This is a genomic window from Leptolinea tardivitalis (assembly GCF_001050275.1).
Lineage (GTDB): Bacteria > Chloroflexota > Anaerolineae > Anaerolineales > Anaerolineaceae > Leptolinea > Leptolinea tardivitalis.
On record NZ_BBYA01000008.1, the window covers coordinates 474036 to 500278 of the forward strand.

General features: G+C 45.1%; 22 protein-coding genes and 1 tRNA gene. 14 read left to right on the forward strand and 9 right to left on the reverse strand.

Going from position 1 to position 26243, the window contains the following annotated elements; all coding sequences use genetic code 11:
- Positions 1-2 precede the first annotated feature (2 nt).
- Together LTAR_RS06215 and LTAR_RS06220 are read right to left on the reverse strand one after the other, a co-directional pair.
- On the reverse strand, positions 3-1922 hold the full coding sequence (locus LTAR_RS06215; protein ID WP_062421312.1) for a M14 family zinc carboxypeptidase: 1920 nt from the start codon (positions 1920-1922) through the stop codon (positions 3-5).
- A gap of 68 nt (positions 1923-1990) precedes the next feature.
- Positions 1991-2608 carry a YdcF family protein gene (locus LTAR_RS06220; protein ID WP_201775943.1) on the reverse strand — a complete coding sequence of 206 codons (618 nt, stop codon included), beginning with the start codon at positions 2606-2608 and terminating at the stop codon, positions 1991-1993.
- Positions 2609-2801: 193 nt separating this feature from the next.
- On the opposite strand from LTAR_RS06220, the gene LTAR_RS06225 reads away from it, so the two are divergent.
- Together LTAR_RS06225 and LTAR_RS06230 are read left to right on the forward strand one after the other, a co-directional pair.
- On the forward strand, positions 2802-3956 hold the full coding sequence (locus LTAR_RS06225) for an ABC transporter permease (protein WP_062421314.1): 1155 nt from the start codon (positions 2802-2804) through the stop codon (positions 3954-3956).
- 8 nt (positions 3957-3964) lie between these two features.
- Complete coding sequence (locus LTAR_RS06230) at positions 3965-4684, forward strand: ABC transporter ATP-binding protein (RefSeq protein WP_062421315.1); 720 nt, start codon at positions 3965-3967, stop codon at positions 4682-4684.
- Between the two features lie 104 nt (positions 4685-4788).
- Here the strand turns inward: LTAR_RS06230 and LTAR_RS06235 are convergent, their stop codons facing one another.
- The 4 genes from LTAR_RS06235 to LTAR_RS06250 form a co-directional block, all read right to left on the reverse strand.
- Positions 4789-5997 (reverse strand): HlyD family secretion protein, encoded by a 1209-nt coding sequence (locus LTAR_RS06235; RefSeq protein ID WP_062421316.1) that lies wholly within the window; start codon positions 5995-5997, stop codon positions 4789-4791.
- 199 nt (positions 5998-6196) lie between these two features.
- On the reverse strand, positions 6197-7741 hold the full coding sequence (locus tag LTAR_RS06240) for a YifB family Mg chelatase-like AAA ATPase (RefSeq protein ID WP_062421317.1): 1545 nt from the start codon (positions 7739-7741) through the stop codon (positions 6197-6199).
- A gap of 46 nt (positions 7742-7787) precedes the next feature.
- Entirely contained in the window at positions 7788-8402 is a 615-nt protein-coding gene (locus tag LTAR_RS06245) for a hypothetical protein (RefSeq protein ID WP_062421318.1), read from the reverse strand.
- Between the two features lie 97 nt (positions 8403-8499).
- The gene (locus tag LTAR_RS06250; protein ID WP_062421319.1) at positions 8500-8904 is read right to left on the reverse strand and encodes a DUF4332 domain-containing protein; all 405 of its coding nucleotides are present in this window, start codon (positions 8902-8904) and stop codon (positions 8500-8502) included.
- Between the two features lie 125 nt (positions 8905-9029).
- Here LTAR_RS06250 and LTAR_RS06255 point away from each other — a divergent pair, with 125 nt between their 5' ends.
- Genes LTAR_RS06255 through LTAR_RS06290 form a run of 8 tightly spaced genes read left to right on the forward strand, consistent with a single transcriptional unit; the run spans position 9030 to position 18000 of the window.
- Positions 9030-9470, forward strand: a complete 441-nt coding sequence (locus tag LTAR_RS06255; RefSeq protein WP_062421320.1) for a RidA family protein — start codon at positions 9030-9032, stop codon at positions 9468-9470.
- 12 nt (positions 9471-9482) lie between these two features.
- A complete protein-coding gene (locus LTAR_RS06260; RefSeq protein ID WP_062421321.1) occupies positions 9483-10166 on the forward strand; it encodes a response regulator transcription factor in 684 nt (227 codons plus the stop codon).
- The gene (locus tag LTAR_RS06265) at positions 10166-11596 is read left to right on the forward strand and encodes a sensor histidine kinase (RefSeq protein ID WP_062531910.1); all 1431 of its coding nucleotides are present in this window, start codon (positions 10166-10168) and stop codon (positions 11594-11596) included. Before LTAR_RS06260 ends, LTAR_RS06265 begins: the two co-directional genes overlap by 1 nt.
- Positions 11593-12576 (forward strand): glycosyltransferase family 2 protein, encoded by a 984-nt coding sequence (locus LTAR_RS06270; protein WP_062421323.1) that lies wholly within the window; start codon positions 11593-11595, stop codon positions 12574-12576. The genes LTAR_RS06265 and LTAR_RS06270 overlap by 4 nt, the downstream gene beginning before the upstream one ends.
- A gap of 24 nt (positions 12577-12600) precedes the next feature.
- Positions 12601-14025: a sugar transferase gene (locus LTAR_RS06275; protein ID WP_062421324.1), complete on the forward strand. Its 1425-nt coding sequence runs from the start codon at positions 12601-12603 to the stop codon at positions 14023-14025.
- Complete coding sequence (locus tag LTAR_RS06280) at positions 14022-15917, forward strand: polysaccharide biosynthesis protein (RefSeq protein ID WP_062421325.1); 1896 nt, start codon at positions 14022-14024, stop codon at positions 15915-15917. Before LTAR_RS06275 ends, LTAR_RS06280 begins: the two co-directional genes overlap by 4 nt.
- On the forward strand, positions 15914-16918 hold the full coding sequence (locus tag LTAR_RS06285) for a lipid II:glycine glycyltransferase FemX (protein ID WP_062421326.1): 1005 nt from the start codon (positions 15914-15916) through the stop codon (positions 16916-16918). The genes LTAR_RS06280 and LTAR_RS06285 overlap by 4 nt, the downstream gene beginning before the upstream one ends.
- 5 nt (positions 16919-16923) lie before the next feature.
- Positions 16924-18000 carry a lipid II:glycine glycyltransferase FemX gene (locus tag LTAR_RS06290; protein ID WP_062421327.1) on the forward strand — a complete coding sequence of 359 codons (1077 nt, stop codon included), beginning with the start codon at positions 16924-16926 and terminating at the stop codon, positions 17998-18000.
- Here LTAR_RS06290 and LTAR_RS06295 read toward each other — a convergent pair.
- Both LTAR_RS06295 and LTAR_RS06300 read right to left on the reverse strand, forming a co-directional pair.
- The gene (locus LTAR_RS06295; RefSeq protein ID WP_062421328.1) at positions 17997-19961 is read right to left on the reverse strand and encodes a protein kinase domain-containing protein; all 1965 of its coding nucleotides are present in this window, start codon (positions 19959-19961) and stop codon (positions 17997-17999) included. The two genes, LTAR_RS06290 and LTAR_RS06295, sit on opposite strands and share 4 nt — an antisense overlap.
- Entirely contained in the window at positions 19958-22099 is a 2142-nt protein-coding gene (locus tag LTAR_RS06300; protein ID WP_062421329.1) for a protein kinase domain-containing protein, read from the reverse strand. The genes LTAR_RS06295 and LTAR_RS06300 overlap by 4 nt, the downstream gene beginning before the upstream one ends.
- A gap of 106 nt (positions 22100-22205) precedes the next feature.
- On the opposite strand from LTAR_RS06300, the gene LTAR_RS06305 reads away from it, so the two are divergent.
- Entirely contained in the window at positions 22206-23210 is a 1005-nt protein-coding gene (locus LTAR_RS06305) for a hypothetical protein (protein ID WP_062421330.1), read from the forward strand.
- Positions 23211-23262: 52 nt separating this feature from the next.
- Here the strand turns inward: LTAR_RS06305 and LTAR_RS06310 are convergent, their stop codons facing one another.
- On the reverse strand, positions 23263-24195 hold the full coding sequence (locus LTAR_RS06310) for a pseudouridine-5'-phosphate glycosidase (RefSeq protein ID WP_062421331.1): 933 nt from the start codon (positions 24193-24195) through the stop codon (positions 23263-23265).
- Between the two features lie 142 nt (positions 24196-24337).
- Between LTAR_RS06310 and LTAR_RS06315 the strand changes: the two genes are divergently transcribed.
- The 3 genes from LTAR_RS06315 (at position 24338) to LTAR_RS17495 (ending at position 26158) form a co-directional block, all read left to right on the forward strand.
- Positions 24338-25006, forward strand: a complete 669-nt coding sequence (locus LTAR_RS06315) for a PHP domain-containing protein (protein ID WP_062421332.1) — start codon at positions 24338-24340, stop codon at positions 25004-25006.
- A 45-nt stretch (positions 25007-25051) separates the two neighbouring features.
- Positions 25052-25135, forward strand: a tRNA-Leu gene (locus tag LTAR_RS06320).
- Positions 25136-25420: 285 nt separating this feature from the next.
- The gene (locus tag LTAR_RS17495; protein WP_062421333.1) at positions 25421-26158 is read left to right on the forward strand and encodes a pentapeptide repeat-containing protein; all 738 of its coding nucleotides are present in this window, start codon (positions 25421-25423) and stop codon (positions 26156-26158) included.
- Positions 26159-26243 lie beyond the last annotated feature (85 nt).

Sequence of the window (26243 nt, forward strand, 5' to 3'; positions counted from 1 at the left end):
TTTTACTTCTCTTCCTGCCTTCCAAAGACAAACCCGTTCAACTCATTGATTGTCTGGGCACCAAATTTTGAAATTTGTTGGATTAAGGTAGGTTTCTCTGGCAGAGTCTGAGCCAGATTAATTAATCCCGTTAACGATTTTGGTCCGGTGGACGGTTCCCATTTGAGTAAAACATTCAAGACTTTGAGGTTCTCGTCGAAATCTGTGTCGGTATGATTGGAGAGTTCCAGATCAACAGCCGCGGTACCATGCATGGCAAGCCAGTCTGCAAATTGACCTGTGTAATCACAACCTGTGTCTGTCGGTGGGTACGCATAATTGGTTACAGCAGCAATCGATTTAGCCAGATGGACAGATTCAGTTTCAGGCGGACGGCCACCTGCGAATACACCGAGAGCGGCTGAATGATAATTTATCAATGCACTGACTTTATGCTTCAAGAGAAAATCGCGCAGAGCGGCGGTTTCGGGTTCAGAAAATGGAGAAGAACCGGCACTGATTGGGCGGTAGTTCCAGCACCCATCCCGGGGCCAATCAACCACCCAGAAGGCATCCCAGTTGCGGTTAAGATCAACACCTCGTTCATTCGTACGGCCGTCCAGGTTATGCCCCCGGGCCTCACCATCAGGATTTAGAAGACGCAAGATATATAAAGTGCGATCAGCCGGAATCACTTTGGGATTTTTTTGTAAGTATTCGATCAGTTGATCGGCCAGGGCTGTGGTGTTCCATTCGTTACCGCCGTGAATACCAGCCACCATCATTCTTTCGACCGGTCCATTGCCAAACTGCATGATCTCGATATTATTACCTTTAATAGATTTCCCAATCACAATCGGCCCGGCAACAAAACCTGTCGGTTGTGATGGAGTATTGGATACGGATGCATCAACTGCGGGTGAATCTGAATTGGTGGATATATCTGTGGTCTGCGAATCTTCGCCCGTATTGGAGACACCCACAGAATTCGATGCGTCTGAAGATTCACTCTGAGCCGTATCTTCGCTGGCAGAAGAGATTTCTGCCTGATCTTCTGAGGTAGAAGCAGATGTTGCATCAGAGGCCTCAACAGCACCGGGTGCTTCTGCCGAAACCCGGGTATCGGCTTCTTCTGTTGGGCCAACTGCGGGCATTTGATCATCTGGCTGTGGGGTAGCAACCGGAGTGGGGAAATATGTGGCCAGTACTGAAACTTCTGCCGGCTGGTTATAGGGGGATTCCGTTGGTTTTTCTCCATTTCCCAGGAAGGAAATTTCAGATGTGTTGTTTTTTATTTGAAGCGAAATCCAATTCCATACCTTTGTGCCGGTAGTTAATCCTGTTGAAAATAAAACATAGGCTGATACCGTACAAACACAAATTATCAGAATGCTAAAAAACAACCCTTTCCCTGATCTTTTTTTAGAAGACTGTCGAATCTGACGGTGATTGACTGTTACGGCCACATTCTGTGATTTGGAATTCCTTTCAACAGATGGCGGGCGTTGCGTGCGACGGGGATTGGTGGATGATTTGGGATAGTCAATATTAACGGGAAGAGACGTATGATAATGGGGCGGAAGCTCTGCGCGTTTCTGGCCACGCAATACAGCTTTTTGGGCATGTTTTTCTGCCAGAGTTGGTTCAGATGGATCTTCATAAAAGTCTGTCATTGAACTCTGACTGAAAACGGCGGAAGATCGTGGGGATGTAGGTATTCTGGTTTGGAAATTGTTGGCAGCCAGGCCGGCACGTTCGAGACAATAATCGCGTTTAGACGGATTTGGCATACATTCAGCCAGCCATCTCCAGGCATCCATATTATCTGGATCAATTTCGAGAATGCGGTTTAAGTATGCTGCCGCTGCTGGTTTGTGCCCATATTGAATAGCCCGCATAGCCTGGGCAAGAAGCTCTGTAATTTCGGATGTCATTTCGGTCATAGTCCAACCGCCGCCTGAATAAGGTTTTGTGACGGTGGTTGCAAGAACAAGGCCAGAGAATAATACCCCTATTGAGGTGGAATCGATGGTGAGGCCGCAGGGTCGATGAATTCCCTGGTGTATCCATTTGATACCAGTAAATTGAATGCCCCCATAACCTCATCGGGAATTGGTTGAGGTGTTTGCCAACCTCGCTCTGCATAAAGAATTATTCGTTGAAAATCTCCCACCAGTACATGAACGAGATCTGATGTCGAGAAACCTTCAAATGGATAATTTTCGAAAGAAATGGGTGGTGATGAGATCATAAACTTCAATTCTGGCCAATGATGGGTAAGGGTGGCCATGGTTCTTCGTTCCATATAAGGCTTTTGCAAGACGATCAAGTTTTTATAGGTCAGATTATGTTTGATTAATAACTGGCGTGTGTAAAAAACATTTTCAGCTGAATTGGTTGCCCGATCTTCCCGGAAAATTACATCAGACGGCACACCTGCCTTGATTAGCACGTCTGCAAAGGCTTCAGCTTCTGGTTTGTGAAATAATCCATAGGTAAGCCGGCCTACGCCGCCGGATGGGCATATCCAGGGAGCGTAACCGTGATGGTACAGGCTGGCTGCATATTCCGCCACCCGTAGATCATTACTGCAGAAAATCAGAATGCCATCCGCTTTTTCAAGCGGCATATCGACTTTCAGGTAATTCCAGAGGATCTTTGCAGAGTTTAAGATTGAAGAATCAGGTTCTCTTTCCATATTATTAATTGTACTTTTGATATAGAAAAAAGAATTACTGTATAAGCTTTCAGGATAAATTCACAACAATTTGTATAATTGCCATAAATTACTCATCTGAGGGATCTATATCCGGGGAGGATTAATGGGTTTTTATCTGGCGGTAAAAGAAGTATGGAGAAACCGGGGACGGTTTGTATTAATTAGCCTTGTTATTGCTCTTATTACTACACTGGTGCTGTTTATTGCAGCTCTGGCAGAAGGATTGGCTGACTCCAACCGGGAATACCTCAGCAAAGTAGACGCCGAGCTCTTTGTCTTCCAGAAAGATGTTGACAACTTGATTGCAACGAGTCGAATTGGGCGATCAAAAATTAATGATGTTCGTCGGGTTGAAGGTGTTAAAGATGTCGGTGCTATTGGATTTGCCACTGGTTCACTTATTTTGCCAGATGGACGACAACCGGTTAATGTTTCATTGATAGGTGTTGAGCCTAATAGTCCTGGAATGCCACCCGTTTTGACCGGCAGAACCATCAATACTCTAAAAGGTAACGAAGCTGTAGTTGAAGAACGGTTTTTAACTAGGTTTGGCGTAAAAGTTGGAGATGATATCACCATTAAAACGATACAGGGAACAAAAGAAAAGTTTTTCTCTATCAGGGTTGTTGGTAGTACTGATGGACAACAATATCAGTTTTCCCCAGCGATGTTTATGCCATTTAAAACCTGGGACCAGATTCGACCTCAAGCTCAAAAGACAAATACTGCAGGTGAACTGACATCAAATGTATTGGCAGTTCGATTGAAAAATCCCGAAGACAAAGCTGCAATGGCGCAAAATATTCAGAATCAGGTCGACGGAATTGAAGTGATCGATAAACAGGCTACAATCGATGCTGTTCCTGGTTATAAAGTCCAACAGAGCACATTGAATACACAACAATTCTTTACTCTTTTGATTGGTGTGTTAGTGATCGGTGGATTCTTCCAGATCCAATTATTACAGAAAATTCCGCTAATTGGTGTTCTTAAAGCTATTGGTTCATCCAATACCACAATTGCCATTTCGGTAATCGCGCAGATTATCATGGTGACCACTTTCGGCGTTTTTCTTGGGAGTGCAGTCACCCTGTTGTTATCGGTAGTCCTGCCGGCAGGAATTCCCATTGTGTTTAATGGCAGCTCTGTTTTCCTGGCTATTCTGGCACTTCTTGCGATTGGACCGATTGGTGGTCTGGTATCTGTTCGAGTGGCTATTGGTGTTGAACCTCTTATCGCACTCGGATTGTCTTCTTAGGAGTATTCATGTCAGCCATTCTCGAAGCAAAATCGGTCAGCAAGATATACAAAAATGGAGCATCTGAAGTAAAAGCGGTTGATTCGGCTTCATTTCAAATTCACCCTGGCGAATTTGTCGGTCTGGTAGGTCCCAGCGGCTCAGGAAAGACAACCATGTTAGCTATGTTGGCTGCTTTATTGGTTCCAACACATGGTGATGTATTAATCGATGGAATAAATCTGAGGGATATGGATGAAAAGGAGAGGGTGAAATTTAGACGGAATCGTATTGGGTTTACCTTTCAATCAAACAATTTGGTTCCTTTTCTGACTGTAAGAGAGAATGTCGAATTAATGCTGAGACTAAATAACCTGTATGATCAGGATTCTCGGAAAAAAGTCGATGAATTGCTAGAGAGATTGGGACTCTGTGAACGGAAGAACAGCCTTCCCAATCAGCTTTCTGGAGGTCAGAAACAGCGGGTTTCTATTGCGCGATCTCTTATTCATGATCCAAGTGTTGTACTTGCTGATGAACCGACGGCAAGTCTGGATAGCCAAAGAGCATTTCAAGTTACCCGTTTGTACGCTGATCTGATTCATGAACAGAAAAAAGCCGGCATTATGGTTACTCACGATTTACGAATGTGTGAGTTTGTTGACAAAATAATCCAAATATCCGATGGAAAAATTGTATCGATCATTGATGATCGCGAAACCATTAAAGCAATGATTTCCTGTGGATGATAGGTTTAATTATCAATTCTTACTGCGAAGAATAAATCAAAAAGAAAGGGTACGATGGAGTAATTCGTACCCTTTCTTTATCGATCTGTTCTTACTAACCGATACTATTTTTCTAATTCTTTCTCAAGCTTAATAGATGCGGTCATTCGCCATTTTATTCGCGGGTCCTGTTTTTCAAGACCGATGACAACAGTATAGGTGATGTCACCCTGATTATCTTCCCCCAAAGGTTTGATTCGTTCAACTTTGCCAGGTATTTCCAGACCGGGGATCCCATCAAACGTGACAGTCACCCTGTCGCCTTCCATTACTTTTGCAATATTTAGCTCCGTCAAATCATTCGTTTCAATATGAAATTCTGATAAATCTGCTACGACCACATTTGATGATCCAACGGATGAAACCTGTCCTGCCTTAAGATTTGAAGATACTATTGTGCCGGTAATGGTTGTCTTTAGAGACAAATCCTCAAGAGCTGATTCAGCTGATGCAAGCTGAGCTTTTGCATTGGTTACCCGTTCTTCAGCCAACTGTAATTCACTCGGATTAGGACCATTTTTTACCTTTTCCCATTCTTTCTGAGCATTTTCGTAATCTGCTTTTGCCACAACCAGTTCACCTTCAGAAATTTGCACGTCAACTTCTTCTGGGGCACCCTGTAAATATTTATAATTTGCCTCAGCCTGTTCTACCTTTTTTCGAGCAGCGGCAAAATTCTGCAGGGCAAATGCCCTGTTGGGATCAGTTTCATCTTTGTTTTGCCAGTTTTCCCAGACCATTTTGGCATTATTAAAATCATTCAATGCCAGGATATAGTCAGCCTGTGATTGATCGATATACCATTGATCAGCTTTCTTGTAATTCTTATAATTTCGATTTTCGATCGCTTTATCAAGAGCCTTTTTTGCCTGGGCCAGTTTTAATTGGGCGTTTGCCCGGGCTACATTTGCATTTTGATTAAGGTCATCCAACGCCTTCTGCGCTGACAAAAGGTCAGTCTGAGCAGCAGATATGGACGCTTTTTGTTTCTCGGATCCTTTTAGTGTTGCAATGATTGCTCCCTGATTTACCAAATCGCCTTCCTTGACATTTACCTGGTCAACTACACCATTGATGGGAAAAGAAAGGGTTACATAGCTGATGGGAACTGCTTCACCTTCAAAAATCAGTCTGTTGGGAGATGAAGGAGTTGTAGTAGCTTGAACGGTTGAATTTGTGGGTGCTTGAGTAGGCTGGCTTGTTTGACAGCCAACCAGAACAAAGCCTGCAAATGCAATCGCAAACAAATATGGGATAAATTTATGGCGTCTCATATATACCTGTTTTGTATTATTGATAAACTCTGTCACTATTATACAGAGAGCTGATTAATGGTGAACAAACTCTATACAAATTGTTTTTTCGAGATTCATGCTTTTGTACAGAAGAAAATTTTAGATAAATTCTTCTATTTAAAAAATTACCAGGGCACTTGATTATCTTAACAGCAGTATGTATTAAAACCCGTAATGATCAGGCGTTGTTATCCAATAATCTTGGCCGATATTGAAGAGCCTCGGCCAGATGTGTCGAGGTGATTTTCTCGCAACCTGCCAGATCAGCAATCGTACGGGCTAATTTCAGGACCCGATGATAGGCCCGTGCAGAAAGCTGAAGTTGCATACTGGCACTCTTCATCAGATTTCGACATGTCTCATCCAGATCACAATACAATCTCACCTCAGCTGGCCGCATATCAGCATTGCAGGCAACTCCGTTGATGAAACCACCTTCTGGATTTTTAAACCGCTGACGTTGGCACTCACGGGCAGCTTCCACCCGTTTTTGAATGGCACAGGATGGTTCGCCGGTACGATCGCTGGATAACTTCTCATATTCCACTCTGGGAACGTGGATGTGTATGTCAATACGATCCAACAAGGGGCCTGAAATGCGTTTTTGATATTTTGTTACAGTGGCATCAGAACAGGTACATGCTCGCTGAGGATCGCCATAATATCCGCATGGACACGGATTCATTGCCCCGACTAATTCAAAATTCGCCGGGAAGGTGAGCGAACCATTGGCGCGGCTGATGGTGACCATCTTGTCTTCTATAGGCTGGCGCATAACTTCGAGAACGCGTTGGCCAAATTCAGGAAGCTCATCGAGGAACAGAACGCCTCGATGCGCGAGGGAAACTTCACCCGGATGAGGAATGTGCCCGCCTCCCACCAGACCGGCGTGGCTAATGGTATGATGCGGTGCGCGAAACGGTCTGGCGCGTAAAAGGGGAACATCAGAAGGCAGTGCGTCAGCTACCGAATATATCCGAGTGACATCTAATGCCTCATCAATGGTCATTTTTGGCAGGATGGATGGTAATGCCCGGGCCAGAAGCGTTTTACCAGAACCAGGTGGCCCAATCATGAGTACATTGTGTCCACCGGCAGCTGCTACTTCAAGTGCTCGTTTGGCATGTTCTTGCCCTTTGATTTCACTAAAATCAGACAGGATCGGTTCAATAACATCTGCCGGATCTATGGTATGGGTGGTTTCTATGTGGATTTCACCCCGAAGATGCATGACCAATTCCGTCAATGAATTAACAGGAATAACTTCAAGATCTGGAATTAATGCTGCTTCCGCTGCATCAGAAGATGGAACAAAAACACGTTTAAAGTTTTGTTCCCGTGCGGTGGCAGCCATGGGAAGCATACCGCGGACGTGCCGAACACTTCCATCAAGAGAAAGTTCACCAATAACCAGACTTTCATCCAGAAGGCTCTGGTCAAGCTGATGGGTGGCAGCCAGGACACCCAGGGCAATCGGAAGATCATAGGCTGGTCCTTCCTTGCGCACAGAAGCTGGCGCAAGATTGACCGTCAACGCGCGGCGGGGGTAATCAAAACCCGCATTATGGACAGCTGACCTTACCCGTTCACGGCTCTCTTGAACGGCAGCATCCGGCAGACCAACAATGACCATTTTAGGCAATCCCGGACCGGTATCAACCTCAACTTCTACGATGACCCCATCAAGGCCAATGACAGCACAGGAAAATATTCTTGAAAGCATGGGTTAAGTGTAGTTATCTGCAAGTAAAGAGTCAATTGTGTTGGGATTATTTCTCGAATTGGTCCAGGAGTGTGAGCCTCCAATTTTCAAACCAATCATACCGGCATGGAGCAGATGAATGAAGATAATCAGGATTGGTGACTACCAGTCGGAAACTTTCTGCAAAATCCTCTGCTGGTCCCAAACTGCGACCATATAACGTTGGATTCTGTTCCACACATAATGCGGTCATTCTCTTTTCAAAACCTGGTGCACGAAATCGGGGAAAGAAGCATTCCGGTTCTGCACCGATCGACCTGCACATGAGATCTGCGGGGCCCCCACCAAAAATAGTAGACAAAGGATGCATCCCCAGAAAATTATCCAACACATGCGCGATCTCATGAACGGCCGTGTCACAGCAAAGTGCTTCTCCTACGACAAAAGTTGTGGAAAATTCAACATGATGATACCGGGTTTTCCACCAGAAAGGTGGAGACGGCTTCCAGTATATCCCGATTGTTTTAAATAATTGACTGGAAGTGCGGGGCTGAATTCTTCCTTGAAAAAGCCAGTTTTCGACAGCTTTTAATGCCTGCAAAATAGTATCGCAGGTGGCATCAGAAAGACGGGCATCAATAGTCCACTCAGCTTCATCAGATAATATTTGCCGGGATTTCATGGATTACACCGCATACAAAAAGAAGAGCGGTGGCAGACTTGTCATCGGTTACGATTTCTGACACCGCTCCATTTCAATCAAAATTTTTGATGACAAATCAGTATGAGACGATTCGCGGCAAAGTCTTGGCTTCAGCAATCCATCCTTCAACCATTTGCTGGGTTGGTACTCTTCGGACCAGTTTCTTTTCCACATTAACCTCAACCATCTTTTCGGTCAGGTTATCAGAGCGGCGCTTGGAAAGTTCAACAACAGTATCGACCCCGGCAGCTTCTAAAAGATCTGAATATTCGGAGCCGATCCCTTTAATTCGATATAAATCAGCACGGTTTACCCATTCAAGAATTTTATGTTCATCAATTCCAGATTCCTTGCTGATATCATCACGGCCTTTTTTTGTGGCACCTTTTTCCAGTAATGCTTCAACCGAAGAGATACCGATTGCCTGCAATTTCTTGGTGTAGACATCACCAATTCCTTCAATATCTTTGATGGCAGTCATAACATCTCCTTTCAACAACCTCATGATGATCGAAAATTAATTATAGAATCGGTTTTAAGAAAGCACAAATCTGTTGTCAACAACACTGCAATGCCTTAGAATGTACAAAACATGGAGGATACCCTATGAGCTGTGATTGCAATGAAAAGAAATCCATTGTTGCACCCAAAGCGCCGAAAGCGCTTGGGCCTTATTCGGCTGCTGTGAAAGTAGGAGATTTTATCTATTGTTCTGGTCAAACCGGTCTGGATCCGGCAACCAACGAACTGGCTGAAGGCGGAGTAGAGGGACAAACCCACCAGGTTTTAAAAAACCTCAAGAATGTTCTTGAAGCCGCCGGTACTGATCTGGCACATGTTATCAAAACTACTGTATTCCTTAAAGATATGGCGGATTTTCAGAAGATGAATGCCATATATGGTGAATACTTCACTGAAAATTTTCCTGCACGATCAACCATACAAGTGGCTGCATTACCAAAGAACGGTCTGGTCGAAATTGAACTTGTCGCTGTTGTTCCATCTGCAAATGATGGGGAAAACCATTGTTGCTGCAACAAGGATTAAGAGCCAAACAATATGACGGATGAGTTGATTTTACTGGTCGATGACGAACCCAATATCATTCAACTTGCCAAGATGTATCTTGAGAGAGAAGGGTATCGGATCATTTCTGAAGCTGACGGGAAATCTGCCCTGGAGGCAATCAAAACAAGGAAACCCAATCTTGTCGTGTTGGATGTTATGCTGCCAGAAATGGATGGGTTGGAAGTTTGCAAGCGTTTGCGTCGGGAGAAGAATAATATACCGGTCATAATGCTTACCGCCCGTGATGATGATATTGACAAAATTCTTGGCCTTGAACTGGGTGCAGACGACTATATGACCAAACCGTTTAACCCGCGAGAATTGACGGCACGTGTAAAAGTCATTCTCCGAAGGTCTGAGCGATTTGGGAAAGAAACCTCCGGCGAGATGGTGCGCGTAGGTGAATTGGTCATTGATCCAGCTCGTCGTGAAGTCTACCTAGGAGACCAACCGTTGTCATTACGTACACAGGAGTTTGAAGTTCTGTGGGTGCTGGCAAAAAATCGAGGGTTGGTTTTAACTCGGGAAAAATTGTTGAACCTGGCCTGGGGCTTCGAGTACTTTGGACAGACGCGTACTGTAGATGTACACATCGCTCAATTGCGGTCGAAAATTGAGGGAAGTGGAGTGCATATCGAAACTGTAACCGGAATAGGGTATAAGTTGACGGCCTGATGCTTTCGACTATTCGATCTCGATTGTGGTTAAGTTACTCCTTAGTAATTATTGCGGCATTAACCGGAATGATTGGTACTACCATCAGTACGTTGAATCGCAGTCCTTTATTCTACCGGCAAGCAATTCTTCAATTACGGTTATCACAATCAACGCTTTCAAGCAAGATAAAGTTAGAAGTTTCATTTAACATCGACAAAATCTCTGGTTTGCTATTTGATCAATCCCGCAGGGATAAGATTCGTTATGCCATTATTGATGCTGATGGAAAAATAATCATTGATAGTGGTGAAGGTGAATATCCGCCCATTCCGACTTTCAACGTTCCTTTACAGGTTACTGGAGATGATCCCATCTCTTTCAAAACATTCGTTGATGTAGAACATAGGCCATGGTTGTATATCCTGCGTCCGTTGGATGAACACTACTATTTACTGGCCGCATCGCGGCAACCTGTAATTGAGATCAGAATGCTGCTGCGCGATGAAATTGTTCAACCCATGTTGCAGGGAAGCATAATTGCGTTATTTATTGCATTTGCCATGGGATTATTTATGTCTGCATGGATCGGCAGCCCATTAAAACGGCTGGCGGACGGCGCCAGACAAATTGAAAGCGGAAGCTATCCTGTCCTTGAAAAAGAAGGTCCGCAGGAGATTCAGGAGTTAGCGGAATCATTCAACCAGATGAGTAAACGAGTTCAACAGACAGAAGAATCTCAAAAGGATTTTCTGGCAAATGTTTCTCATGAATTAAAAACTCCACTAACATCCATTCAAGGCTTTGCACAATCCATTCAAGATGGCGCTGCCAGTACACCAGAAGAATTGATGCAGGCTGCCAACGTTATATTCGATGAAGCCTCACGTATGCATCGCCTGGTAATGGACCTGTTAACTCTTTCCCGGCTTGAAGAAGGATCTGCCGGCATGAATCAGGCTCCCGTCGATCTCTCCATGGTACTTGATCAACTTGATGAAAAAATGCTGCCCCTGATTCAAGCGGCTGGATTGAAAATAATCAAACAGATCACACCCGGCCAAATAGTGATGGGAGATGGTGATCGATTGGCTCAGGTGTTTACTAATCTGGTGGATAATGCCATAAAATTCACACCGAAAGGTGGAGAAATCACTCTTAAGATTGTTCCCGATCAAGGGAATGTACTGGCTTCTGTTTCAGATACTGGAAAAGGTATACCCGATGTTGAAGAAAACCGGATTTTTGAACGATTTTACCAGGTAGATAAATCGCGTCGTGGCGGATCAAGCCGGGGGATTGGGTTGGGGCTGGCCATTGCCAGGCAAATTGTTCTTTCTCACAATGGAGAAATTTGGGTCACTAGCGAACCTGGTAAGGGGAGCACATTTTTTGTCCGTTTGCCATCTTATGACAAACCAACAGTAAAGGTACATCGATCCTCAACATGAAAACTGTATCCATAATTATCCCCTGCCTTAACGAAGAAAAAACCATCCGCCGTGTTTTGCAGGCTTTATATGATCAACAATTCCCCCGTGATCAAATGGAAGTTGTAATTGCAGATGGTGGATCGAATGACCATACCTTAATGGTTATTGACGAATTTAGAACTCAACATGCAGATCTTGAAATCAGGGTAGTGGAAAATCCTCAAAAGCAGATACCCGTTGCACTTAATCTGGCTATTCGGGCTGCTCAGGGTGAAATCATTATCCGCATGGATGGCCACTCATTGCCTGCATTGAATTATGTAGTTACCTGTGTAAACGATTTGCTGGCAAAAAGAGGGGATAATGTTGGCGGCCGGTGGGAAATCATCCCAGGAGCCGAAACCTGGATGGCGCGGGGTATTTCTGCAGCTGCTGCCCACCCTCTGGGGGTTGGGAATGTACGTTATCGAATTTCAGGAGAAGCCGGACCTGTGGATACCGTCCCATTCGGGTGTTATTACCGGTCACTTTTTGATCGTGTTGGTTATTTTGATGAATCACTGCTTACAAATGAGGATTACGAACTTAACACCCGTATTCGAGAAATGGGAGGAATTGTTTGGTTTGACCCTGACATCGTCTGCCAGTATTATTCACGATCTACTTTATTTGATCTTGCCCGTCAATACTGGCGCTATGGATTTTGGAAAGCCAGGATGGTGAAACGATACCCATCATCAATAAAACTTCGCCAGCTGCTACCGCCGTTATTCGTGGCAGGACTGGTTTTCCTGTTGGTTTCAGGTTTTTTTTTCCATTATTTTTTGATAGCATTTTTTGCCGTTTTTTTCCTATATATGGGTATAATCGTCATTGCATCCATCCCTGAGGTGAGAAAACGGAACGATTTATCTCTGATAGCTGGAATGCCTTTAGCAATTTTAACCATGCATATCACATGGGGATCTGGTTTCATTATCAGTCTACTTGTGCGATAGGAAAGCATAGTTTCTGATTTTCGAATGAACATACCGAAGACTCTTCGCCCACTACGCTGGCGGTTAAAAACAACAGAACGTCGATTAATACTGTTCTTTGGCGATCTACTGGTTGCATGGATTGGTCTGTTTATAGCCATGTATTTTTGGGCACAACGCGACCAATGGTTGAAATTTTCGTGGGAATTTTTCCGCGATCGACCAGCTGACTGGTTCTATCTGCTTCCGTTTTGCTGGTTGTTACTCATCGTTGAACTTTATGATAACAGGCGATCCAGCCGTATAAATGAAACGATCCGCGGGGTGGGAATTGCTGCAGCGATCAGTTTTGTTGGATATTTCATAATCTTCTTCCTAAGTACACCCAATTCACTGCCAAGAACCGGAGTAGCTGCCTTCATAATTGCTACCTCGTTGTTGACTATTCTATGGCGTCTTCTCTATATCAACATATTTACTGCGCAGCAATTCATGCGCCGGGTAATTATCGTTGGAGCAGGCCGGGCTGGAACAAATCTCGTCCATTCATTGAGAGCTGTAAAACCGCTTCCCTTTCATATCGTGGGTTTTGTGGATGATGATCAAGCCAAAATTGGTTCTGTTATCGAAAACGTTGCCGTTCTGGGAAATGGTGATGACCTTCCCAGGATATTGGAAGATGAAAATATCTCGGACCTGATTTTTGCCATCAGCGGAGAGATGAATCCAACACTTTTTCAAAATTTGTTAAAAGCAGAAGAAAAAGGTGTTGAGATCACGACTATGCCTATTGTCTACGAAGATACATTAGGCAGGGTTCCTATTATGCTGCTTCAATCAGATTGGATTCTGCGATCATTTGTAGATCAGGCGCATGCGGGTGGTTTTTATCAATTGGCTAAACGTCTGATGGATATTTTCGGCGCCATAATTGGACTACTGCTTTTTGCCCTCTGTTTTCCATTCATCGCTCTGGCAATTGTTCTTGAGACGGGACGGCCGATTTTCTTTTCACAGGATCGTCTGGGAGTTAACGGGCAGGTGTATCGCATCACAAAATTCCGCACAATGCGTCAAGATGCAGAAAAAGATGGGAAAGCCCGCATGGCCGTAGAAAATGATGACCGGGTAACAAAAGTGGGGCGTTTTCTTAGAAAATCTCATCTTGATGAGCTTCCCCAATTCTTCAGTGTTCTTATTGGCACAATGAGCCTGGTGGGACCCAGAGCAGAGCGTCCTGAATTGGTTGATACACTTCAGAAAGAAATTCCATTCTACCGGGCCCGGTTGTTTGTACCTCCAGGTATCACAGGATGGGCGCAGGTAAATTACGGGTATGCCTCTACTATCCAACAGACAATTACCAAACTGGAATATGATTTGTACTATATCAAACATCGCAATCTTTTACTTGATGTGACTATCATTTTGCGGACTGTCGGGGCCGTGTTTGGGCTAAAAGGACAATGATGAAATCTCGCCCCAATATTCGAAACCGATATGTACTGTTAGCCGATGTAGTACTTGTCATTGTTTCTGTGCTTGGCAGTTACGTGCTTCGGTTGGAATTGGGGGCTGCATTTACCTTTTATTTACCCTCGGCATACTGGATGATCGGTTCTGCCCTGGTTATCAAACCATTGATCTATTACTATTTCCGCCTTTATCGGCGTATGTGGATCTATGCATCAGTTCAGGAATTAAAACTGATAGTGGCTGCAGTATCCACCGCATCAGTTGTGCTTTCTGTTGTAATGGTAAGTTTTTTCAATCTGGGAATGTTCACCGGTTTTCCCCGATCAGTTCTGATCATTGATTGGCTGATTTCGCTAATGCTGGTAGGCGGCTTGCGATTCACCATCCGCCTGCTATCTGAAAATTTTTCCCAACAAATGGCTACATCGCCCGATGGGAAAACCAAGAAAGCATTAATCATTGGTGCCGGCGATGCCGGCGCAATTGTCGTGAGGGAATTGCAGAAAAACCCGCAATTAAATATTATTCCCATCGGTTTTCTGGATGACAATCCGATAAAATTCAAACAGCAGATATATGGAATCCCCGTCATTGGTGCGTTGACTGATCTGGCAAAAGTATTGGATAACCGCCGTATTGATGAGGTCATTATTGCCATACCGAGCGCTCCCGGCAAAGTGATCCGTTTAGTGACGGATGTTTGCCGGTTGAAAGCTGTTCATTTCAGAACGATGCCGGGTATCTATGAATTATTAGGGGGTAAAGTTAATGTCAACCGGCTTCGTGAGGTTGATATCACCGACCTTCTACGCCGCGAACCTGCCCGCATTATGGATGAGCAGGTTGGACGAACCATCAGCAACCGGGTGGTTCTGGTCACAGGAGCCGGAGGATCAATCGGTTCAGAATTGTGCCGACAAATTGCCCGCTGGGCACCGGCTGAATTGGTCTTACTCGGACATGGTGAGAATAGTATTTTTGAAGCCTATCTGGAACTTCAAGATCGTTTTCCTTCGTTACCCATCAAAGCGGTTATAGGCGATATTCGCGAAAAAGACCGGTTGGAGAGAATCTTTAGCATGTACCGGCCCCAGGTTGTTTTCCATGCGGCTGCCCACAAGCATGTTCCATTAATGGAATCTAATATTGAAGAGGCCGTTACAAATAATGTGGAAGGCACCCGAAATCTGGTCATGACGGCAGTGGAATTTGATGTTGAACGATTGGTGATGATTTCAACGGACAAGGCTATCCGACCAGCCAATGTGATGGGAGCTACAAAACGGCTGGCTGAAATGACGGTATTGGATGCTGCTGAGAGATATGGAAAAGACTTTTCTGTTGTGCGATTTGGAAATGTTCTTGGCAGCCGGGGTAGTGTAGTCCCCCTGTTCAAACGTCAGATTGCGCGGGGCGGACCAATCACCATTACCCACCCGGACATGAAACGATATTTTATGACCATCCCGGAAGCTGTGTACCTGGTATTACAGGCGGCTGCCATGGGCAGCGGTGGGGAGACTTATGTTCTTAATATGGGAGAACAGGTCCGAATCCTTGACCTGGCAGAAGATTTGATCCGGCTTTCAGGATTGGAGCCTGGTCGAGATATTGAAATTGTTTTTACCGGTATTCGCCCCGGCGAAAAATTGAGCGAAGACCTTTGGGACAGTGGAAATACTTTTGAACGAACACTTCATCCGGATATTTATCAGTTAGTTGGAAATGAAGATTTGCGCGGTGAAAAATTGCAGAAAGCTGTTGACGAGGTGATCCGATTAGCGAGAGAGGGCGATTATCAGTCAGTTCTTGGAATGATTGATGACATAATTCCCGGTGCATCCGTTCGAAGCACACCACCGCCTGAAATGATATCAATTGAATGATGGCTACTCTCAATAAAATGCAGTGGGATGAGTTTATTAATAACCAGCACAATGCCCACATTTTGCAAACATCCATGTGGGGGGAGCTGAAAAGTCACTTTGGCTGGCAACCGTATCGAGTGGCCAACCAGCACTGTGGCGCTCAAGTGTTATTCAGGAAATTACCCCTTGGATTTACGCTGGCATATATACCCAAAGGACCAATTGGGACCGATTGGGCAGATTTATGGCCTGAGGTACATGCTCTCTGCCGGGAAAAAAAGGCTGTCTTTCTTCGAGTCGAACCCGATGCTGAAGAACCGCTTCAAGCGGAATTAAAGCAACAATTGGCCGGATTTGTTCCTGTGGAAGATACCATCCAACCCCGGCAGACAATACTCGTTGACCTAAAAGGTTCCCCCGATGACTGGCTTGCCCGGATGAAACAAAAAACACGGTATAACACCCGACTGGCAGAGAAAAAAGAAATAATTGTTCGGCAAAGTCAAGATTTTGATGCCTTCGAAAGATTGATGCAGACAACTGGCAACCGCGATGGTTTTGGTGTCCACTCTATTGAATATTACCGGCAGGCATATGCGATTTTTGCGAAAAATAATCAGGTGGCATTGTTATCTGCTGAATATAACAATCAACCGGTAGCCATGTTAATGGTATTCGCGCAGGGAGATCGAGCCTACTACCTGTATGGTGCTTCAGGCGATGAAGAAAGACAAAGAATGCCAACCTATCTTCTGCAATTTGAAGCCATGCGTTGGGCAGCCTCACAGAATTGTTTATTCTATGATCTCTGGGGAATTCCCGATGCCAAAGAAGATGACCTGGAAGCGCATTTTGAAGAACGTTCTGATGGTCTCTGGGGGGTTTACCGGTTTAAAAGAGGATTCGGTGGACGTATCTCTCGATCTTGTTCCGGATTTGACTATGTCTACCATCCTTTGATATACAAAACCATCCGCTGGCAAATGCTGCGCAGCCGTGGGCTTTCAGCAGGCGGGTGAATTCTATGAACTGGGACAAACTGATTGAAATGCTTCCTGGTTCAACATTCCTGCAGACAGAGGAATGGGCAAAGATAAAAGCTCCCATTGGCTGGCGGCCTATTTTTGAATCTTGGCCAAGAAATACCGATAGTATCGAATCTGCAGGAATGATGTTGATTCGTTCCTTCCATCATTTCCCTTTCACCATCGCTTATGTACCTCGAGGTCCGCTGGTTGATTGGACAAATCCATCTTCATATCAGAAAACCCTGTTTGATCTTATCCAAAAAGCAAAAGACCAGAATGCTATTTTTTTGAAAATTGATCCTGATTTACCCATAGGCCGGGGTATTCCGGGTACAGAATCAGATCGGCCTGATTTGACGGGCATGGCAGTCCAACAGTATCTATCAACGCACGGGTGGCGATTCTCACAGGATCAAATTCAATTCAGAAATACAATTGAAATTGATCTTTCACCTTCTGAAGATCAATTACTGGCGCGAATGCATCAGAAAACACGCTACAACATCCGTCTGGCTGAAAAACGTGGTGTTCAGGTAGAAAAAGCTGATGAGAATGATTGGCTGACTATCTACCGGATGTATGCAGAAACTGCTGATCGGGACGGGTTTATCATCCGGCCATGGGAGTATTACGATCGAGTCTGGTCAATTCTTTCAGATGCCCATATGGCGACTTGTTTAAAGGCTGTTATGGATGGAACAATAATCGGGGCTATTTGGGTAATTGGTTTTGGCCGTAAAGCACATTATCTATATGGGATGTCATCTTCCATACATAGGGAACTTATGCCCAACCATTTGCTGCAATGGAAAGGTATGCTTCTAGCAAAAGAACAGGGTCGGGAGATCTATGATATGTGGGGTGCACCGAATGAGTTTGGTGGAACAGATTCGCTCTCCGGTGTCTTTCGTTTCAAACAAGGTTTTGGTGGCGATGTAATTCGGACGCTGGGTGCCTGGGATTATTCAATTAATTATCCGATGTATAAAGTATACACATCCATTCTCCCCAGGGTTTTAAATCTCCTCAGAGCTCGCAGCCGAAAAAATACCCGTCAATTACTTGATAATTAATTCCTATTACCTGGTTTCCATACGGGTTGATAGGAGTTTTCTTCTGTTGAGGAGAGGGGTTCTGAACCACTCCCCGTATGCGAAATACGATATACCTGATAAACACCGCCCATATTTGAATCAAAAAGAATCCAATTTCCATCGGGAGAAATATCTGGATTGGCTGCATAGGTCAATCGATTATTAAGTATTTTTTCCGTCGTGGGTTGATTATCGATGTTTTTTTCAACCAGACGAAGTGAATTTGTTTGACTGTAAACAATACTCTTTCCATCAGGTGACCAATCTGCAAAAAAGGCTGATCCATTGTTCTGAACTGAAAATGCTATTCGTTTGGCCCCATCTGCCCCCATTAACCATATTTGAAGGGATCCGAATTGATTTGAGCTTGCCGCAAGGAATTGACCATCAGGTGACCAGGCAGGTTGCCTGTTAATATAATTGTGATTTGTTACCGAGTAAGTGCTTTCATCAGCCAAATTATGGATATAAATACCCGGTGTCTTTTCGCGTATTGAGGTAAATGCAATCTTTTCTCCGTCAGGTGACCATGCCGGGTCAAAATCTCCGCCGGGTTGCGATGGGATGGGAATGATCTGATTGTCATCAAGCAATAAAATAAAAAGACCTGAACCGGAATATGGTTCTGGTTTTCCGGTCAGTTTTGCTTTGGGCAGGCAGGGTGAAACAAAAACTATCCTTTTGCCATCAGGAGACCAATCTGGTTGGCAGGCACCTTCTGGAATGTCGGTGATTTGTTTGATCTCCCGATCATCAATAGAACCAAGGAAGATCTGAGGCATACCTTTCTTTTCTGATACAAAAGCATATATTCCTGTTCCTCCGCCAAGGGGAGTCGGCTTTATTTCTACCTCGGTATTGTGGTTTGGCGTGATTGTGTTGTTCGTAACAGGAGTTTTATCAGGAGTGTCCATTGCTGCAACAGCTGTGGATTCAACTGGAGTATGGTTGATACCCGGAGTAATCGTTACAATGAGTGCAGATGTTGGTGAAAGCTGTTGATAATTTATCCGCAAATTCACAACACCTAGAATGACTATACCGGTAAAGAAAAAAGCAATCGCCCAAAGCATGGTCCTTTTTCGATTCGTATTTTTATTAAATAATTTGCGCGTAGGTGTATGAGTTAATTCCAGCTCGGTCTTAATAACGGCATTCAGCGAATCTAAAAATGCCTGAATATCTGAATATCGATCAGATGGATTTATGGATAAGGCTTTTTCCAGGCAGGTAAGGATATCCAGTGGGATTCGATATTTTGAGAGGTTCGGGATTTGATTATTGCCTGATGCCCTTGACAGTCCGTCAGGAAGGAGCAAACCTGTCAGCAGGAAATACAGGGTTGCAGCGAGTGCATATTGATCAGAGGCCTGACAAACCATACGATTGTATTGTTCTGGGGCGGCAAATCCGGGCGTCAACCCTTGGACGGATATGGGAGGTTGTGTATTTCTTTCATCAGGTGAAAAGGCAAGATCAAAATCGACCAGTAAGGCTTTTCCACCGGGAGTCAATTGTATGTTTCCAGGTTTTACGTCTTGATGAATGATCGGGGGAAGGTGGTTGTGAAGATATTGCAGAGCTGAGCCAACAGTCGTAATGATTCTGACTGCGTCACCTAATGCAAGTGGGCCATTGGTTTCCACCCGGGATTTCAAATCTTCACCCGGTATGAAATCCATCACAAGCAGTTGTCGGCCATCCTTTAATTCGCATACATCTGTCACTCTCGGGATGGCCGGATGATGTAATTGGGCTAAAAGGGATGTATTCTGGTTTGAAATCTGTTGAGTATTTTCAACCGTGAAAGGTTCTTTTATGGCAACATCAATCCCCAGACTTTCATCTTTTGCCCTGTACACAATACCCATACCGCCGCTGCCGAGTATTTGTACAATGCGATAACGATCTTTAATGACTTCACCGATCTGCAATGTCATGAGGGAGGAATTCCGGCCGGCTTCCAAACAGGTCCAAAATCCCGGTCTTTATCGGTTGTCAAACGTTTTCGATTTTCGCCCTCAATAGATATCATATAAATATCATGGTTTATTCCATCAGGCCAACTTTCATATACAAACCATTTCCCATCGGGTGAAATTACAGGTTCTACAACCGGGCCAATGTCGTCGGTTCCCAGAGGAGGGATTCTAAATTCCAGGTTCTTTCCGCGATCTTCATACGATAATCCTACCAGGAAGGGAACCACTGCATCGGGACTCATTTGTGAATAAAACAGAATGGTGCCGTCTTTATTCCAAACAGGCCATTGATTTATCACCGCCCCGCTGGGACTGTATTGGAATTGTTGTTTTCCGGTAAGATCGGTCACCCAGATCTGGGCATTTGGAAATTGACGTACGAACGCCAGTTGCAGTCCACTTGGTGCCCATGAGGGGTGAACATCTCCATAGGCAGCACTGGTAACCTGTTTTATGGAGGAATCAGAGAAATTAAAGAGGAAAATATGTGGTTTGCTATCTGCCCGAAGAGATGAAAAGGCTATCATTTTGCCATCTGGCGACCAGGCCGGTGAGAAATCACCTGCTGTAGCCATTGGCACAGGAAGTGCCCACATGTTCTTTCCTTCAGAATCAGCCAGATATATCTTCGATCCAGGGTAGATATCTTTCCTGCCATTACATGGAGATATAAATGCAATTTGACTGCCATCTGGAGACCAGGCAGGTTGACAGGCACCATTGGCCAGGCCAGTGATCTGGCGTTGACCTGTTCCATCTGTGTTCATTGTCCATATTTGAAAATTCCCGGAACGTTCGGAGGCGAATGCGATTTGACTGCTGCCGCCAAATGTAATCATTTCAGTGGAAGCTGCCACTTTGGTCATGGTTGCTGCCAGCCGGGTAGGAATAGTCACCGCCTCGAGAGTGGGAGTGACTTCCATTGGATGATCAACAGGTTTTCCCGCCATTTGTGTAACTAATGTTGATGCTTTCGTGGCAGGTTTCACCCGAGTAGCTGTTTTTGCGGTTATGTTCTGTGCTGTTGGATGCAGGAATGTGGGTAAATTATTCCAGGGGACAAAAAACGATCCTAAAACCAGCATGGAAATAACAGCCGCCGAAATTAATAGAACACGTGATTTTGTTTTTACAGGTTTGGCTTCAGATATTGGCAACAGGGAATCTTGAAGGAACAGGTCTTCTGAACGTGAATAAATTTCATCGAGATTTGCATCTACCGGCAAGTTATCCACTACTTCTGGTGGTGGGGCCGTGATTCTGGGAGGTGCCAGAAAACTGGATGTAAGTTCAAGTGAGGACAACAAAGCTGCCCGAAATTCATCCGCCGTCTGGTATCGGTCATTGGGATTAAGTTCCAAACCTTTTTCAATAACCGCGGCCAGATGTTTGCTGCAACCTGGCATCAGGCTAGTTATCGGGGTTAATGGAACATTGCGAGTGGCACGGGTGATACTATCTTCAGGGATGGAACCAGTTAAAGCTGCATATAATGTGGCAGCAAGTGAATATATATCGGTTCTGGCATCCGTACGGGCTGTTCCATATTGTTCCGGAGGTGAGTATCCCGGGGTCATTGCCCGGGCACCGGTGGTAGTTGCCTGATCGCCAAAATCCTGCTTCACCAGGCCAAAATCAACGAGAAATACTTTCTGCGATGGGGTGATCTTAATGTTCCCCGGTTTAATATCCCTATGAATTACCGGTGGAACACGGGTATGTAGATATGTCAATGCATCACAGACTGCTTCGCCAATCAATACAACATCGCGATCTGAGAGATGGTCTTCCCTTTCAATTCGCTGGCGAAGATCTTCCCCCTCGATATAATCCATTACAAGATATTGGCCTTGTTTGGGGAAGGCAAAGTAATCAGCCACCCTGGGTAACGCCGGATGGCGGAGACTGGCCAGTGTGACAGCTTCTCTTTTAAACTGACGCGCAAATTCTTCGGCCAGGTTTAAATTCTCTTTTACGGCAACCGGACTTCCAAGCCGTTCATCAACCGCACGATATACAGCTCCCATGCCTCCCTGGCCGAGAACGGAGATGATGCGGTAACGATTGTTTAAAATAGCGCCGGGTTCGAGAATCATTCCGGAATCTCCATACTGCTATAGATTTTACACCATGGTTTCAACAAATTTGAACATGGATTTGACGTGCTATAATCAAAAATCATTTTCAAGGTTGGATCACGGAATGCCCGTTTCTCTTCATCTCGACATTGAAACAGCTTTACAGGTATTGTTCTTCCTATCTGTTATTGGAGGCATCCTTGCCATAATTGTAGGACTTCAATCGATTCGGTCTGGCTCACGATTGATGTTCTTTCGCAAGAGGCAGGAGATGATCATGCGTGGTTGGCGCAATATTGGCCTGGCAGTTATTCTTGCCGGAGTGGCTTTTTCATTGAATCAATATGCAAGGCCGGCAATTTATAGAGTGTTCCCGCCATCGCCTACGATTACTCTAACACCAACCATCACATTAACTCCTACCATTTCCCTTACACCTACGATTACCTTTACGCCGACTATCACTACAACGCCGTTGTTTTCTCCAACCCCGGTGATCCCAACACAGTATGCCGCCAGGTTTACTGGCAAGGTGACACCAAGTTCCAATGCTGTGTTCAGCAGCCTGCAATTCAGCCGGAAAATTGAAGGCAACTTACCGGTAGACCCTCTGGTTGAATTTGCGAACCCGATTGATCATATTTTTGGCACATTTTCATATGACAAAATGACAGACGGTTCTCAATGGACAGCGATCTGGCTCCGGGGTTCTGATATCGTTTGTGATGAAACGAAACCATGGGATGGCGGAACCGGTGGATATGGTTATACGGATTGCCTTCTTCCCGGTGACCAATGGCTTCCAGGACAATACGAGGTTCAAATATTTCTCGGCAGCCAATTCATAACTGGCGGCAAGTTTACAGTGACGGGAAATGCACCCACATCCACCCGCACACCTGTACCCACAAAGACTCCTGCGCCGACCATTACACGGATTCCTTCTGCAACACCTGTTCCTTCAATCACCCGGACTACACGGCCAACAGATACCCGTCAGCCGACAATTACTGCCATGTCTACATTAAAAGGTACGCCTGTGCCATCATCGACCAGTATTTCTACATCCGTTCCGGATGTGATGGTAGTCACCTATACCGGAACACCTCCTTCCGGTCTCATTCCATAAAAAAGCCGCCCTTCTTATTAGAGAGGGCGGCAAGATAATTTATTCCAGCGGATTAAATCACCTGTTGTTTTTCTGGAAACAACGCACAGGCTATTTTTGCCGCCAACTCAGCATTATTGCGCAGTAGAGCAAGGTTGGTTTTTAATGTGGCATTTCCACTAATTTCACTCAACCGGGAGAGCAGGTAAGGTGTAAGAGCATTCCCGTGAACTCCGGCCAGGTGTGCGTCTTTTTCTGCCCGTGTTATCCAGGCTTCCACGATTTGGGTTGGGATCGCATCTGCAGGGGGTGGGGGATTGACCACCAGTACAGCCGACTTTAAGCCAGTCTGCCAATGGGCTAGGGCTACATTGGCTACTTCTTCCGGAGTGTCCACCCGGCATTCCAGACGAAGTCCGCTGGAGGTGGAATAAAATGCAGGAAATTCATCCACGCCATAACCAACTACCGGTACACCCTGAGTTTCAAGAAATTCAAGCGTTGCAGGAAGGTCAAGAATTGATTTGGCACCGGCACAAACCACGACGACTGGACTGCGTCCCAATTCAATCAGGTCGGCTGAGATATCAAAATTGGATCCCCGGTGAACACCACCAATCCCGCCAGTGGCAAATACACGGATACCGGCATTGCGGGAGACAATTAATGTGGCTGCCACTGTCGTTCCGCCGTCCCATTTTCGCGCGGCTGCTGGACCAAAATCACGGGCACTGATTTTATGAGTGGATCGCGATTTTGAAAGATTTTCCAGCTCGTCGGCTTCAAGGCCAACATGCACCTGGCCGCCTAAAACCGCAATGGTCGCCGGGGTGGCATTTCCATCGGAGACGATTTTTTCCATACTTTGAGCGAGTTCAAGATTGACCGGTTCTGGCAGGCCGTGGGTGATCACAGTTGATTCCAGAGCCACAACAGGTCGTTGATTTCGTAATGCGGCGCTCACCGTTTTGGTAAAGGCGAAGGTACTACTACTGGCTGAATCCATTAAATCTCTCCTGATAGAGTTGATTTTACAATTTTTCTTTTTATTCTAACATGTTGGGTGATGAGGTTGAATGGGTGCGGTATAATCTGTACCTGACTGTACGACTTAACGTTAACGAAATCTTGCCATTGGGATTTTTATAATGACAGAGGAACTGATTAAAGTTGATTTTCATTGCCATAGCGATGCTTCACCAGACAGCCTGGTAAAACCTGCCGAATTGATCGCTACGGCCCGTGAACGGGGAATTACCCGCATGGTGGTGACTGATCATAATACCATCCGGGGTGCATTGCGCTGCAAAGAATTGGATCCCGAACTTATTATTGTAGGAGAAGAAGTACAGACAACCTGCAGCGAATTGCTGGCATCATTTGTAACAAAAGAAGTACCCCGCGATCTTGAACCAAAAGAGGCAATTGCGTGCCTGCGTGACCAGGGAGCATTTATCAGCATTTCGCATCCTTTTGATCCGCATCGCGGATGGCAGATTAAAGACCTTTTAGCGATAATCGATCTGGTGGATGCTGTTGAAGTGTTCAATGCCAGGTGTTACAAGCCTGAATGGAACCTTCAGGCAATGGAATTTGCCGGAGAGCATGGCAAACCTGGAACGGTGGGCTCAGATTCGCATTCTTTGTATGAAATAGGCGGCGCCGGTCTCATGGTTCCGGCCTTCGAAACGGCGGATGAATTGCGGGCTGTGATTCACCGGGGAAAAGTGGAAGCCGAGCTGGCTTCACCGCTTGTGCACCTCGGCTCACGTTATGCCAAGTGGGTCAAGAGTTTTTTTCCAATTGAAGAGAGCTGATTCTCTTGACGAAGGAATCGAATGGTGTAGAATTAGACAAGTCATGGGGCGATGGCGGAATCGGCAGACGCAACGGACTTAAAATCCGTCGATGGTGACATCGTGAGGGTTCGACCCCCTCTCGCCCCACACAGAGTTTTTGATTTTTTAATAGCATAAAAGTGTTTGAATTTGCTGTTTAGTAAGTAATAAAATTTTCTGTAGAAGTTGTTCAAACATTATATTTATTCCAATTTTCCAGGTAATCAATTGGTTAGATTTAATCATTTTTATTGCCAAATAGATCTATGAAATTGTTGGATAAAAAACACAACATACAGAAAACCACTCTGGTGGTTTGTAGATAAATCAATTAGCAAGATAGAATCTGGATAAAATAATAGAAGTAGAAATTTTCAACCTGTCGAGGTTCTCATGGAATTCACCGAAGAACAGATTCTTGACCTCATCAACAGCAATAAACCAGCTCAGTTGGCTGGAAAAGACCTTGAAAATGCCAATCTGGAGGGAGTAAATTTAAAAGGCGCCGTACTGCACGATGCCCGATTATCTGGTTCGAACCTGAGCAAGGCGATCCTGACAGATGCCGACCTTCGGAATGCCAATCTGATGATGGCTAACTTGAAGGAAGCCATCCTGCAAAATGCCAATATGGTGGAGATATTATTAATCGGCACATCCATGAAAGATGCCTTCCTGTGGCGCGCCAGAATGCAAGGCGCCAATCTTGATAATGCTGACCTGGAAGGTGCCAACGCGGATGAAGCTGATTTTCAAATTGCCAAAATGCGGACCTGCAATCTGGTGAAGACGAGTCTGAAAAATGCAAATCTCTGGGGATCCATTCTTCAGTTCTCCTACCTGGAAGGAGCCAACCTGGAGGGCGCAAATCTGCAGGCAGCCAATTTGCGGGGTTGTTTTCTCATTTCTGCGAACCTGAACCACGCAGATCTGAAGGGTGCCCGCCTGGTGAATGCAAATCTCGAAGGTGCTGATTTATCTTCGGCGAACCTGAAGGATGTGCATTTTAATGGAGCGAACTTAAAAAATGTCAATCTGTCTGGTGCTAACCTTGATGGGGTGGAATTGGATGGTGCTGTGATGCCCGATGGTTTGGAGTACGATCCGCAAAATCCGGGCAGGGGGCTATAACGCGCACATTTTTGTGTTCTTAACCTGATGAGACTTTCGAGGATAGACATCATCTTTTGATCATGCCTTCCGGCTCTTTTTTGAA